Source organism: Vibrio sp. 10N.247.310.23, from assembly GCF_041467155.1.
Lineage (GTDB): Bacteria > Pseudomonadota > Gammaproteobacteria > Enterobacterales > Vibrionaceae > Vibrio > Vibrio crassostreae_C.
The window spans coordinates 53551-66557 of the sequence record NZ_JBFSTZ010000023.1; the positions used below are offsets into that span (position 1 = coordinate 53551).

14 protein-coding genes are annotated in these 13007 nt (G+C 45.1%); 11 read left to right on the forward strand and 3 right to left on the reverse strand.

The window, feature by feature from the left end:
• Positions 1 to 129 precede the first annotated feature (129 nt).
• Entirely contained in the window at positions 130 to 1590 is a 1461-nt protein-coding gene (locus AB6D93_RS17105) for an aldehyde dehydrogenase family protein (RefSeq protein ID WP_102332882.1), read from the reverse strand.
• A 187-nt stretch (positions 1591 to 1777) separates the two neighbouring features.
• A complete protein-coding gene (locus AB6D93_RS17110; protein WP_004741170.1) occupies positions 1778 to 2176 on the reverse strand; it encodes a RidA family protein in 399 nt (132 codons plus the stop codon).
• Between the two features lie 157 nt (positions 2177 to 2333).
• Here AB6D93_RS17110 and AB6D93_RS17115 point away from each other — a divergent pair, with 157 nt between their 5' ends.
• The 10 genes from AB6D93_RS17115 (at position 2334) to AB6D93_RS17160 (ending at position 10835) form a co-directional block, all read left to right on the forward strand.
• Entirely contained in the window at positions 2334 to 3218 is an 885-nt protein-coding gene (locus AB6D93_RS17115) for a LysR family transcriptional regulator (protein WP_017060836.1), read from the forward strand.
• A gap of 716 nt (positions 3219 to 3934) precedes the next feature.
• On the forward strand, positions 3935 to 4336 hold the full coding sequence (locus AB6D93_RS17120; RefSeq protein WP_017060837.1) for a hypothetical protein: 402 nt from the start codon (positions 3935 to 3937) through the stop codon (positions 4334 to 4336).
• Position 4337: 1 nt separating this feature from the next.
• A complete protein-coding gene (atpB, locus tag AB6D93_RS17125; RefSeq protein WP_102332883.1) occupies positions 4338 to 5108 on the forward strand; it encodes a F0F1 ATP synthase subunit A in 771 nt (256 codons plus the stop codon).
• 47 nt (positions 5109 to 5155) lie between these two features.
• Positions 5156 to 5392 (forward strand): F0F1 ATP synthase subunit C, encoded by a 237-nt coding sequence (atpE, locus tag AB6D93_RS17130; RefSeq protein WP_004730405.1) that lies wholly within the window; start codon positions 5156 to 5158, stop codon positions 5390 to 5392.
• Between the two features lie 54 nt (positions 5393 to 5446).
• A complete protein-coding gene (locus tag AB6D93_RS17135) occupies positions 5447 to 5917 on the forward strand; it encodes a F0F1 ATP synthase subunit B (RefSeq protein WP_017060839.1) in 471 nt (156 codons plus the stop codon).
• Between the two features lie 11 nt (positions 5918 to 5928).
• The gene (locus AB6D93_RS17140; RefSeq protein ID WP_017060840.1) at positions 5929 to 6480 is read left to right on the forward strand and encodes a F0F1 ATP synthase subunit delta; all 552 of its coding nucleotides are present in this window, start codon (positions 5929 to 5931) and stop codon (positions 6478 to 6480) included.
• A gap of 9 nt (positions 6481 to 6489) precedes the next feature.
• The gene (gene atpA, locus AB6D93_RS17145; RefSeq protein ID WP_102332884.1) at positions 6490 to 8031 is read left to right on the forward strand and encodes a F0F1 ATP synthase subunit alpha; all 1542 of its coding nucleotides are present in this window, start codon (positions 6490 to 6492) and stop codon (positions 8029 to 8031) included.
• A 46-nt stretch (positions 8032 to 8077) separates the two neighbouring features.
• Positions 8078 to 8947, forward strand: coding sequence for a F0F1 ATP synthase subunit gamma (atpG, locus tag AB6D93_RS17150; protein WP_017064727.1), 870 nt, complete (start codon positions 8078 to 8080; stop codon positions 8945 to 8947).
• A gap of 44 nt (positions 8948 to 8991) precedes the next feature.
• Positions 8992 to 10377, forward strand: coding sequence for a F0F1 ATP synthase subunit beta (gene atpD / locus AB6D93_RS17155; RefSeq protein WP_017060843.1), 1386 nt, complete (start codon positions 8992 to 8994; stop codon positions 10375 to 10377).
• Positions 10378 to 10391: 14 nt separating this feature from the next.
• Entirely contained in the window at positions 10392 to 10835 is a 444-nt protein-coding gene (locus tag AB6D93_RS17160; RefSeq protein WP_004730391.1) for a F0F1 ATP synthase subunit epsilon, read from the forward strand.
• Between the two features lie 158 nt (positions 10836 to 10993).
• On the opposite strand, the gene AB6D93_RS17165 is transcribed toward AB6D93_RS17160, so the two are convergent.
• Positions 10994 to 11956, reverse strand: coding sequence for a nitrilase family protein (locus AB6D93_RS17165; RefSeq protein ID WP_102332885.1), 963 nt, complete (start codon positions 11954 to 11956; stop codon positions 10994 to 10996).
• 106 nt (positions 11957 to 12062) lie between these two features.
• Here AB6D93_RS17165 and AB6D93_RS17170 point away from each other — a divergent pair, with 106 nt between their 5' ends.
• Positions 12063 to 12944 (forward strand): LysR family transcriptional regulator, encoded by an 882-nt coding sequence (locus AB6D93_RS17170; protein ID WP_102332886.1) that lies wholly within the window; start codon positions 12063 to 12065, stop codon positions 12942 to 12944.
• Positions 12945 to 13007 lie beyond the last annotated feature (63 nt).

Sequence of the window (13007 nt, forward strand, 5' to 3'; positions counted from 1 at the left end):
TCACTTGTCTAATTTCGTTTGCTGCTTTGGTTGGGATGTTGGCCTGACTCTGTGAATCAGGCCAATTCGATAGCTGGATAGCTAGGCACTTAATATCCTCAGCTATCCAATTCTTATATAGAAAGTGGATTAGTAAGGACGCTGGTAAGCCGTCTTAACCACTGTGTAGAACTCTTTCGCGTATTGACCTTGCTCACGAGGACCGAAGCTAGACTCTTTACGACCACCAAACGGTACGTGGTAATCCGTGCCTGCTGTTGGTAGGTTGACCATCACACAACCGGTCTGCGCTTGTTGCTTGAACATTGCGCTAGTACGTAGGCTCTGAGTAATGATGCCGCCTGTTAGACCAAAGCGAGTATCGTTGGTCGTCGCGATAGCTTCTTCTAGGTCAGCCACACGAATCACGCTTGCCATTGGTGCGAACACTTCCTCTTGGTTCACTTCCCAATCGTTCTTAGTGTTTAAGAACAGCGTTGGAGACATGTAAAAACCTTCGTGTTGCATGCTCAAGCGTTCACCACCAAATGCCAGCTCACCGCCGCTTTGACGCGCTTTCTCAACCCAACCTAGGTTTGCTTCAAGTTGGTTGCCATCAACGACAGGGCCCATGAACACACCCTCTTCCAGTGCGTGACCCACTTTCAGCTCGCTCATACGTTTAATCAGTGCTTCAACGTATTGGTCGTGAATGCTATCCATAACCACAAGGCGAGAAGACGCGGTACATTTTTGGCCTGCGCCAGAGAAAGAACCTGCAATCGTTGCATCAACCGCAGTTTGGATATCAGCATCGTCAGCAATAACAAGTGCGTTCTTACTGCCCATTTCTAGTTGGCATCGAACGAAGTTTGGCGCTGTAGCCACTGCCACTTTACGACCCGTATCAACAGAACCGGTAAAGCTCACACCGTTCACTTCTTTAGAGTTGATCAGTGCATCACCTACTGTTGAACCGCTACCCAGTACAAGGTTAAACGTACCTGCAGGGATACCTTGGCGGTGGATGATCTCTGTAAGCGCGACCGCACTTGCTGGTGTTAGGTTTGCTGGTTTCCAAATAACGCTGTTACCGAAAGCCAATGCTGGAGCAATTTTCCAAGCTGCTGTTGCTGTCGGGAAGTTCCAAGGAGAGATGATGCCGATAACGCCCACCGCTTCGCGAGTCACTTCAACAGAAACACCCGGGCGTACAGAATCTGCGTTGTCACCAATTTGGCGAAGCACTTCAGCCGCAAAGTATTGGAAGAACTGACCTGCACGGTAAACCTCACCGCGACCTTCAGCAAAAGGCTTACCTTCTTCACGAGATAGCAAAGTGCCCAGCTCATCACAACGGGCAATCAGCTCATCACCAATCGCTTGAAGCACCGCTTGTTTGCGTTCAATCGGCGTTTTTTCCCACTCTGGTTGAGCGTGTTTCGCCGCTGAAATCGCTTGTTGAACTTGCTCAGCACTTGCTTGTGCAAAGTTACCGATGTTTTCAGAAATATCTGATGGGTTAATGTTCGCTACGGTGCTTACACCCGCTTGCCATTCGCCGCCAATGTAAAGTGCGTTTTCTGCTTGAACATTCTGTAAGTGAGTCATCATTCTATCCTTGTAACGTTAGGTTGCGGTTGAGTCTGGCAACCATCGGATTAATTAATAAATTGTTAATTTATATAGAGAATAAGTATTAATTTTGTATCTAGACGTAAAACTATTCGCTTGTATCAGTAAAGATCTGCGTAGACAAACAGCTTTGATTGGCAAATTGCCTCAGTTCACAGTCCATTTATTCAGGTTGAGACGCCGATGCATAAACCACGAACTCAACCAACATCTCTTCTCTAGCTAGCCCTGCAACAACGACTGCTGCACGATTTGGATAAGGTGCGTTGAAGTATTCCCCGTATACGCTGTTTACCGTTTTCAGGTATTCACGGTCAGTCACGTAAATCAGAACCTGCAGCACAGAATCCATCGATTCGCCTGCACACTCCAAGGTATGAACAAGGTTGTTAAAAGTTTGACGCGTTTGCGCTTCAATACCGCCTTCTACTACTGCGCCCGTTTCATCGATTGGAATCTGAGCAGTGTATAGAGTGCCGTTATTAACGATTGCCCACTCTAGTGGTGCTTTTGAAGCAAAAAGAGCGGTTTTTACTGGGTGTTTTTTAGTTTGTGCGTTCACGATTCCATCCAACTTTGTAACAACTATGTTTCAAGATGGTTAAATACTGCACCTTGACGCCTGATAAATCTAACGGTAAATTTTGTGCATTTGATAAATAAAATCTATCACCTTTCAAAAAGTAAGGTATAGCAAGGGCTAGAGAAGGATCGGAGTCATGAGTATTAAGCTACAACAGTTAAAACATTTTGTTTTAGTGGTCGAAGAAGGTGGATTTCGTGCCGCCTCTCACCGAGCAAATCGCTCTCAAGCGGCACTGTCTACTTCAATAAAAGAGCTTGAGAAAATACTTGGTCAGCCACTGTTTGAAACAGGCAACAAATCTACACTGACACCTTTTGGAGAAATATGCCTACCAAAAATCATTCAATTCTTGAATGTTTACAAAGCATTAGACAACGACTTACGCGCAGCGGCAGCAGGACAACAAGGAAGAGTTCGAATAGCGAGCGTGCCTTCGGTGGCCGCAAAACTCATCCCTAGTGTTTTAGGGGCATTTTGTGAGCAGTACCCGAATGTAGAAGTGAGTTTGATTGATGATAATGCGGCAGGGGTAGAAGCAAGATTACTCTCTGGCGAGGTGGATGTTGCCCTCGGTAATAGCTCCCATTTAGAAGAAGAGAGCATCGACTTCACGCCTTTGCTTTCTGATCCTATCGGTGTGGTGTGCCTCAAAGATAACCCTATCGCCTCTCAACGGGAAGGAATCGAATGGCAAACCTTGTTAAAGCAGCCCTTCATTCGTAACGGGACTTGCACCCTACTGGACCCAACACCTGCGCGCATGCTCAGCGAACAAGCCCTGTACTCTGTCGAGAACATTACCTCGCTTTTTTCGGTGTTAGAGCTCGGGATAGGCGTGACCACGCTACCTAAGCTGGCTTTCCCAACCAATGAAACCCGCTTGGTGTGGATTCCGCTAATTGACCCACCCTTGCAACGACAAATCGGCATTTTCAGACTGTCTGATCGTACGATCTCGCCACAAGCACAGGCTTTCCATGACTTATGTATTCAATACCTCAGTTATGAAGAGTCATAAGAGAGCCTAGATTAAGTAAATTAGGCAGCGCTCTGCTGCCATTTACTTCCTCAAAACTCGGTGTTCTTCTCCGCACCATGCTTCTCGCACACACAGTCCCCCATTTCACTCCTATATCATCAACATTTAGGCGCTGAATTTTCACTCTCGCGCACGCAAATAGTGACAAGCTGACGACAATATAAAAAATATTCGCTTATTGATAAGGAGCGACGTACGTTTAATTTACCAGAAAAACCAGATCTTCCATCATTGCCTCAAACAAGCTTAACCCCTACCAAAATCACACTTCACAACTCAGCTTGTAAATGAACCTAAGTGTTTGAATAGTCGTAATTGATAAGATCATAAGTTGAAAATTTAGCTCGCTACTCCCTTCTAAAAAGACCCTCTTTTTCACAAGGATAAAGCATCTTAAATATTCATGAATAAAGTGATAGAACTATTACTTTCATAAATGAAAAACATTCATTTCAAAAATGGAATTATTGATATCAATATTTGTCGTTTTGATCACATAATTTTAGGCGTAGTTTATATTTTGTCGAAACGAGAGCGAACTAGTTTATATCGTTCTATTTCGTCAGGAGATATAAAACCAGCAAGATTATCTCTTTGTTAACAAGCAAAGTTTTATTAACAAGTAAATGCGAGTAGCAAGACATATTCAAACTGTGTTTTATATGAGCTTACACTGTTAAATATAAGGTTTTATTATGAGGCTTAATGGGATAAGTGGTGACATTCTTGTTGCTGCTAAAAGAGTTGTTCTCTGCCAAGTAGTATTGGCCGTCGGTGTAGTTTTATATGAAGTGTTTTTTGGTAATAAAGTAGATATGGAATCGTCGGCTTTGGGTATCGGAATTGCGATGCTACCTCCGCTGTTTGGTTTTATATATGCAAGCCTAAAGGTGCGCAAGAATCCTAATTATAGTTTACGTGACTTAATGCAAATGAGTCGTGTCGTGAAAATAACTTATACGTTCTTAATGTTTATTTTGGCGTTCCAGTTTTTCAAATTGGATAACCCAGTAATATTGTACGCATATATTCTCACTATGGTTGGGTACTTCTTAACACCATTTATTACTGCCTCTACAAGATCGGAGTACGTGTAGTATGGATCAAGTAACTACCGCTCACGAATACATAGAGCATCACTTAACCTTCTTAACTACAGGTGATGGTTTCTGGGCGTTCAACATCGACTCGATGTTGGTATCTTGGATTACGGGTTTACTGTTTATTGGAGCTTTTCGATACGTAGTGACTAAGGGCACCAGCGGTGTTCCAGGTCGATTTCAATGTTTTATCGAACTGATATTTGATTTTGTAAACAACCTAGTAAAAGAGATTTTTCAAGCGGAGGATAAATTAATAGGGCCACTGGCATTAACCACTTTTGTTTGGGTGTTGTTAATGAACGCGGTCGATTTATTTCCAATAGATTTCATACCAGCATTAAGTCGTGCAATGGGTCTAGAACACTTTAGAGATCTACCAACGGCGGACGTAAATATTCCAATGTCGATGGCACTCGGTGTATTTATCTTACTGTTGACTTATACATTTAAAAATAAAGGATTGAAAGGCTTTATCAAAGAGCTTACTACGCAGCCATTTGATAACCCTCTTTTATACCCTGTTAACTTAGTGCTTGAATTAATAACATTAATTTCAAAACCTATATCACTAGGCTTACGATTATTTGGAAACATGTATGCAGGTGAGATGATATTTATTCTGATCGCATTAATGCCATGGTGGATGCAATGGGCACTGAGTGTTCCTTGGGCACTATTCCACATATTAATCGTATTCTTGCAAGCATTTATATTTATGGTACTGACCGTTGTTTATTTAGGTATGGCAACAGAAGAACACCACTAATTAATAACTAAAAAATTTAACTAACAAATTATTTATCGGAGATACAAATGGATATCGTAAGCGCAGTTTTATATGTAGCAGGTGCATTACTGATCGGTTTAGGTGCAGCAGGTGCAGCATCTGGTATTGGTAACTTAGCAGGTAAATACCTTGAAGGTGTTGCGCGTCAACCAGACCTTACTCCAATGCTTCGTACTCAATTCTTCATCATGATGGGTCTTGTGGATGCAGTACCGATGATCGGTGTTGGTATCGGTCTATACATCATCTTCGCCGTGGCTTAATCAAACCGCTTTGAAAGATCGATTTGTAAATAATCAAGATTTAGTGAGGAAGGTATGAACTTAAATGCAAGCATGTTTGGACAAGCAATCTCATTCGTGATTTTTGTTTGGCTCTGCATGAAATATGTATGGCCCCCTCTCACCGCGATGTTAGACGAGCGCCAAAAAGAAATCGCTGATGGTTTACGCCACTCAGAGAACGCTGCGAAAGAGCTAGAACTAGCAAAATCAAATGGCGCGCAACTCATCGAAGATGCAAGAAAAGATGTGACTGAACTGGTTGAACAGGGCCGAAAACGCCGCAATGAAATCATCAGCTTAGCGCAACAAGAAGCCGAGCAAGAAAAGGCACGCATCTTAGAACAAGGTAGAGCTGAGCTAGAAGGCGAACGCCAAAAGATACGCCGTGAACTTCAGGCAGATATGGCAGACGCAGTAATTCAAAGTGCACAGAAACTGATTAGCAAAAACCTAGATTCCGCAACGAACCGAGCGCTAGTTGACCAAATGATTAGCGAACTCTAAGGAGAGGCAATATGTCAGATTACACCAATATTGCTCATCCCTACGCCAAAGCATCGTTTGAATTTGCTTTAGGTGAAAACCAGTTACAAGAGTGGCACTCAATGCTGTCCATTCTTGTGGCTGTCGCGGAAGAAGAAACGATCGCTAGTCAGATTTCTTCAGCAGAAGGTGCTTCTACACACCAAACAGAAGAGCTGGCAAACCTCATCATTCATATTTGCCAAGGACTCGTTGATGACCACGTCATTAATCTTATTCGAGTCTTGGCCGAGAACGGCCGCCTTTCTGTTGTAAGAGACCTGTTTGAATTGTACTGCGAGCTAAAGGACGAACATGAACGTGTAGTGCCTGTCACTGTCACCAGTTCAGAAATGCTGACACAAGATCAAGTTACGTCACTAACAGCTGCACTTGAGAAGAAATTAGAGCGTCAGGTTGAAATGAAGCAGGTTATTGATGACACGTTAGTAGGTGGAATGGTCATCAAGGCGGGTGAAACCGTTATCGATGGTTCTTTAAACACATCAATTGACCGATTGGCTCATCAACTTCACGCGAGATAGGTAACAATTATGCAATTAAATTCAAATGAAATCAGCGATCTAATCAAAGAACGCATCTCGAAATTTAATGTGAGCACCGAGGCTCGCAATGAAGGCACTATCGTATCGGTTCGTGATGGCATCATCACAATCAATGGCCTTGCTGATGTTATGCAAGGCGAGATGATTGAGCTACCAGGTGGCAAATACGCACTCGCACTTAACCTCGATACGCACTCAGTAGGTGCGGTGGTTATGGGCCCCTACACTGACCTATCTGAAGGTATGAAAGTGAAAGGTACAGGTCGTATCTTGGAAGTCCCCGTCGGTAACGGTCTTCTTGGCCGTGTTGTGAACACATTAGGCGAGCCAATCGATGGCAAAGGCCCAATAAGTTGTGACCGACTCGACCCTGTAGAAGTGATTGCACCCGGTGTAATCGAACGTAAGTCTGTTGATCAACCTATTCAAACTGGTTATAAAGCGGTTGATACCATGGTGCCAATCGGTCGTGGTCAACGTGAGCTTATCATTGGTGACCGTCAGACGGGTAAAACAGCGTTAGCTATCGATGCGATCATCAATCAGAAAGATTCTGGCATCAAATGTGTGTATGTAGCGATTGGCCAAAAAGCCTCCACTATCGCTAATGTGGTTCGTAAACTCGAAGACCACGATGCGCTAAAAAACACCATCGTAGTCGTGGCATCAGCATCAGAGTCTGCAGCGCTTCAATACCTAGCCCCTTATGCGGGTTGCACCATGGGTGAATACTTCCGTGACCGCGGTGAAGATGCGCTGATCATCTATGATGACCTATCAAAACAAGCCGTTGCTTACCGTCAAATCTCATTGCTATTGAAACGCCCACCGGGTCGTGAAGCCTTCCCTGGCGACGTATTCTACCTTCACTCACGCCTACTAGAACGTGCAGCACGAGTGAATGCAGAGTATGTAGAGAAGTTCACTAACGGTGAAGTGAAAGGCCAAACAGGCTCATTAACGGCGCTTCCTATTATTGAAACTCAGGCGGGTGATGTATCAGCGTTTGTACCAACCAACGTAATCTCAATCACTGATGGTCAGGTTTTCCTTCAAACCCAACTGTTTAACTCAGGCTTACGTCCTGCAGTAGACCCAGGTATCTCGGTATCTCGTGTGGGTGGTGCGGCGCAATGCAAGATCATCAAGAAACTGTCTGGTGGTATCCGTACTTCATTAGCTCAATATCGCGAGCTGGCGGCCTTTGCTCAGTTCTCTTCTGACTTAGATGAGATGACGCGCAAACAGCTAGACCATGGTGAGCGTGTTACCGAATTAATGAAGCAAAAACAATACTCTCCAATGTCAGTCGCTGAGCAAGCAACGGTTATCTACGCAGCAGAGAAAGGCTACTTGGTCGGTGTTGAGCTAAACAACATTGCCCGTTTTGAAGAAGAGCTGATTGCTTATGCCAAAGGTCAGAACCCTGCGTTGTTCGAAAAAATCAACGCGACAGGCGATTACAATGACGAAATCGACGGTGCTCTTAAAGAGATCCTAGAAGGTTTTGTTGGGATGAAAGCTTGGTAAGTGCTCCGGTTTGTTAGCTGGAAATCAAAACAAATAGGAGCAGATTATGGCAAGTACTAAAGAAATTCGCACCAAGATAGCCAGTGTTAGTAACACTCAGAAAATCACTAGCGCAATGGAAATGGTTGCAGCAAGTAAGATGCGCAAGGTTCAAGACAACATGACGCTAACTCGCCCCTACGCCGAGAACATGCGAAAAGTTATCTCTCATGTTGCATCGGGTTCCCTGGAGTACCAGCACCCTTACCTGCAACAGCGTGAACCTAAGCGTGTCGCTTACATCATTATCTCGTCCGATCGCGGCTTGTGTGGTGGCTTGAACTCAAACTTGTTCAAGAAAGTGTTAGAAGAAATGGAGCAATGGCGCACCAAGGGAGTCGAGGTAGAAACAACCTTAGTGGGATCTAAGGCTATCTCGTTCTTCCAACGCGGCGGCAACGTTATTGCACAAACGTCAGGTCTTGGCGATACACCTAAGTTAGAAGACATCTTAGGTACGGTGAATGCGATGCTCGGGCATTACGACGAAGGTAAAATCGATAGCTTGTATCTCGTTTACAACCAGTTCGTCAACACCATGGTTCAAGCGCCAACGACCTTGCAGTTGCTCCCCCACCCTTCGGATTCTGAGGAAGGTGGTGAGCCTAAAAAAGCGCGTCGTTGGGACTACATCTATGAGCAAGCACCCAAAGACATACTCTCAGAACTGTTACATCGATACATCGAATCGCAAGTGTATCAAGGCATTGTTGAGAGCATTGCCTGTGAGCAAGCAGCCCGAATGGTCGCTATGAAAGCGGCGACTGATAACGCAGGCCAACTCATTGATGACTTGCAGTTGGTCTACAACAAGGCGCGTCAGGCTGCCATTACCCAAGAGCTGAGTGAAATAGTCTCAGGTGCCCAAGCTGTCTAGGGCTAGAAAAGACTGGGTCAAGAACAGAATTTGAGGATTTAAGAATGAGTGTTGGAAAAATAGTTAAAGTAATCGGCGCGGTGGTTGACGTCGAGTTCAGCGGCGGCAACAGCCCACGCGTTTATGATGCATTGAAAGTGACTAGCGACGAAGCAAGCTCGTTAGTATTGGAAGTACAACAACAACTGGGTAGCAATATCGTTCGTTGTATTGCAATGGGTACGTCAGATGGCTTACGTCGTGGCCTAACGGTTGAAAACACAGGCTCTCCAATCACGGTTCCTGTCGGCGAAGAAACGCTAGGCCGTATCATGAACGTGCTTGGTCAACCTATCGATGAGTGTGGTGAAATCGGTCAGAAAGAAAACTACGAGATTCACCGTGAAGCCCCTTCTTATGAAGAACAAGCAAACAGCACTGAGCTTCTAGAAACAGGCGTTAAGGTTATCGACCTTATCTGTCCATTCGCTAAGGGTGGTAAAATTGGTCTGTTCGGTGGTGCTGGTGTAGGTAAAACCGTCAACATGATGGAGCTTATCAACAACATCGCCAAAGCCCACTCAGGTCTTTCTGTGTTTACCGGTGTAGGTGAACGTACTCGTGAAGGTAACGACTTCTACTACGAGATGAAAGAAGCAGGTGTACTAGACAAAGTAGCCATGGTTTACGGTCAAATGAACGAGCCACCGGGAAACCGTCTACGTGTAGCACTTACAGGCCTAACTATGGCTGAGCGCTTCCGTGATGAAGGTCGTGACGTACTGTTGTTCATTGATAACATTTACCGTTACACGCTTGCGGGAACAGAAGTATCAGCTCTGCTAGGTCGTATGCCTTCAGCAGTAGGTTACCAACCAACACTGGCTGAAGAGATGGGCGTACTTCAAGAGCGTATCACGTCAACAAAACAAGGCTCTATCACCTCTATCCAAGCAGTATACGTACCTGCGGATGACTTGACTGACCCATCGCCAGCAACAACCTTTGCTCACTTAGATGCGACCGTTGTACTGTCTCGTAACATCGCGGCACTGGGTCTATACCCTGCGATTGACCCGTTAGATTCAACGTCACGTCAGTTAGATCCGCTGATCGTAGGCCAAGAGCACTACGACATTGCACAAAAAGTACAAACAACGCTGCAACGCTACAAAGAGCTAAAAGACATCATCGCGATTCTTGGTATGGATGAGCTGTCTACTGAAGACAAACAGACCGTATCTCGCGCTCGTAAGATTGAACGTTTCTTAACGCAGCCTTACCACGTAGCCGAAGTGTTTACCGGTCAGAAAGGTGTCTTTGTACCGCTAAGCGAAACACTAAGAGGCTTTAAAGGTCTATTGAGCGGTGAATATGACGATATCCCAGAGCAAGCGTTCTTGTACTGTGGCTCTATCGACGAAGTGCTTAACAAAGCAAAATCACTCTAAGAGGCAGGTGCACCATGGCTATCGGAATTACAGATAATACATTTCAACTTAATATTGTAAGTGCGGAAGGTACGCTGTTTTCAGGTCCAGCGTATGCCCTAGCCGTTTCTGGCGCTGATGGTGAGCTGGGGATCCGCCCGGGTCACTCCCCGCTTCTCAGTAAAATAAAGCCAGGCGTGACCGTGTTTGTCACAGACCCTAAGTCAGAGGGGCAAGTGCTTTATGTTTCTGGTGGGATGCTGGAAGTTCAGCCGGATGTGGTGACGGTGTTAGCCGATACTGCCTTGCACGGCCAAGATATTGACCGCGCTCGCGCAGAAGAAGCGAAATATGCAGCTCTAGAAAATATCAATAAGGGCAATGTAGACATCAACTTTGCACAAGCTCAGCTTGAACTAGCAAAAGCCGTTGCTCAACTTCGTGCATCAGAACTGACGTCTTCTCGCACTCGACACTGAGAATAGAACTTAGATGCTTAGTGCTTGATGTGTAAATAGTCTACCCACTTAAAAAACAGTTTAAGTGGGTAGACTACATCAGGAACCCTTCTCTCCTTTCCAGCTTCCCCTCCCTTTCAACCGTCCCTAGTACATCCTTTTCAACAACGTTTACACCATTACTTCTCTGAAAAACGCGCTTGGTGCGGATCAAGTTCATGACCAAGAGGTTGTGTGAGTGAATGATATAACTCTGGCTTACGGCCACGAATCCAGCGTCTACCAGTACACATGTCTAACTCTTCTGCTTTTAGCTCTGCAATCACCATGTCGTTATCAACACTATCGGTCTCAGCAATGATTTCACCATAAGGGCTGAGGATCATCGCATTGCCTGTTCTTACTTCATCCATATCAACGCCGACACCATTACTAAACACCACAAACATACCGTTGTCGTGCGCTCTTGCAGGCAACCAACGCATTAACCACTCGCGGCCATTCTTGCCCTGCATTTCAGCACGAATCGCCTCTGGGTTTTCATCTCGGTTAAACCATAATTCAGGGTCAATTCGCTTCATCGCATTCGGGCTTCGTGAATGACAACCGCCCGTTTGGTGTGGCGCAATCAAAATATCGGCGCCTTTCAATGCAGTAATTCGTACGTTCTCGACCAAGTTGTTATCCCAACAAATCAAGATACCGACTTTACAACCATGGGGCGTATCGAACACCGTGTATTGGTCGCCGCTGCTCATATGTGGGCTCACAAAGGTGTGCAGTTTACGGTGTTTCTGAACTTCTCCATTGGGCATCACGAACACATAAGTGTTGTATAACTCGCCATCCACACCCTGCTCTATCAAACCAGCCCCAACACTGATGCCAAACTGTGTTGCCAGTGCAATCAGATTTTGAGTCGATTCACCACTCGGCACAGGTTCCGCTAGCGCTTCTATCTCGTCTCGCGACAAAGCAGACACATGCCAGTAGCCAGTGATGCACATCTCTGGGAAACTGATGATCTCCACACCACTCTTCGCAGCTTGTTGAACGTATTGACCTATCACCGACAAGTTATACGCCTTATCGCCTGCATGATGGTTAAACTGAACCGACGCTACTTTGATGTCTCTTTTCATTATTCGTCCTCAAATTTCGCTTTATCTGATTTGGTATGAACTCAGTATAAAAAATCGATTCAATTCCATATAATGAAAGATATTCTTAGTTCAATGAGCATTCGGAATGGAATTTGATTTACTGAAGGCGTTTTGTCAGTTGGCTAAGTCGGGCAATTATCGTATGGCATCAGAGCAGCTCTACATTACTCAGTCGGCACTGACCAAAAAGATTCAACGACTGGAATCCAATATAGGAGCGAGTCTGTTTTCTCGCGGCAGGAACGGCGCAGAACTGACACACGCAGGTAAAACCTTACTACCCGAAGCCCAACGTTTGGTTCATTCAATGCAAGCGTTTGAGCAGCTTTCAGGCTCCGTAGTGAATGGAACGCAGGGGCATTTGAACATTGGTTTTGGCGTATCTAATTATCACGAAGCACCTAAACTGATTGCCGCCTATAAACAACAGTACCCAGACGTTCACATCACCTTAAATGACACACCTTCTAAGCAGCAGACCGACGAGCTATTGAGCCATGAACTCGATATCAGCTTCAATCGAATACCCGACGCCTCGGATTTAAAGAGCCTAACGCTTTTCAATGATTCGCTTGTGATTGCGGTTCACAAAGATATTCTCAAGCAAGCGCCAGGTAACGATCAGGTTCTCTTTGAGTTATCGAAATGGCCTTATCTAAAATTGGCTCAGCACCGTGGCCCCGGATTAGACAGACAGATTCAACAATATTGTCTTGCCAATAAAATCGACTTATCTAAGACACAAGAAGCCGATGATATCCTCACCCTGCTTGCCTTGGTTTCGGCCAATATCGGTTTCACCATCGTACCCAGCAGTGCGCAGTACATTAGTAACACCGATGTGGAATTCATTGCGTTAGAAGGTGAACACGCGACTTGGCCTGTCGGGTTAATCTGGAATGGAGAGAGTGACAACCCACTCAGGGATAGGTTTGTAGAGTTTGTGGCTCATCAAAAAGGAAATTAGACCAGAAGCTAAATTTCACCAACAAAAAAGGCTCACTAAATAGTGAGCCTTTTGATATTTTCT

Bases quoted from the DNA above. Each gene is read 5' to 3' on its own strand.
- AB6D93_RS17105 (WP_102332882.1), bottom strand. From the start codon at position 1,590: ATGACTCACTTACAGAATGTTCAAGCAGAAAACGCACTTTACATTGGC.
- AB6D93_RS17115 (WP_017060836.1), top strand. From the start codon at position 2,334: ATGAGTATTAAGCTACAACAGTTAAAACATTTTGTTTTAGTGGTCGAA.
- AB6D93_RS17120 (WP_017060837.1), top strand. From the start codon at position 3,935: ATGAGGCTTAATGGGATAAGTGGTGACATTCTTGTTGCTGCTAAAAGA.
- atpB (WP_102332883.1), top strand. From the start codon at position 4,338: ATGGATCAAGTAACTACCGCTCACGAATACATAGAGCATCACTTAACC.
- atpE (WP_004730405.1), top strand. From the start codon at position 5,156: ATGGATATCGTAAGCGCAGTTTTATATGTAGCAGGTGCATTACTGATC.
- AB6D93_RS17135 (WP_017060839.1), top strand. From the start codon at position 5,447: ATGAACTTAAATGCAAGCATGTTTGGACAAGCAATCTCATTCGTGATT.
- AB6D93_RS17140 (WP_017060840.1), top strand. From the start codon at position 5,929: ATGTCAGATTACACCAATATTGCTCATCCCTACGCCAAAGCATCGTTT.
- atpA (WP_102332884.1), top strand. From the start codon at position 6,490: ATGCAATTAAATTCAAATGAAATCAGCGATCTAATCAAAGAACGCATC.
- atpG (WP_017064727.1), top strand. From the start codon at position 8,078: ATGGCAAGTACTAAAGAAATTCGCACCAAGATAGCCAGTGTTAGTAAC.
- atpD (WP_017060843.1), top strand. From the start codon at position 8,992: ATGAGTGTTGGAAAAATAGTTAAAGTAATCGGCGCGGTGGTTGACGTC.
- AB6D93_RS17160 (WP_004730391.1), top strand. From the start codon at position 10,392: ATGGCTATCGGAATTACAGATAATACATTTCAACTTAATATTGTAAGT.
- AB6D93_RS17165 (WP_102332885.1), bottom strand. From the start codon at position 11,956: ATGAAAAGAGACATCAAAGTAGCGTCGGTTCAGTTTAACCATCATGCA.
- AB6D93_RS17170 (WP_102332886.1), top strand. From the start codon at position 12,063: ATGGAATTTGATTTACTGAAGGCGTTTTGTCAGTTGGCTAAGTCGGGC.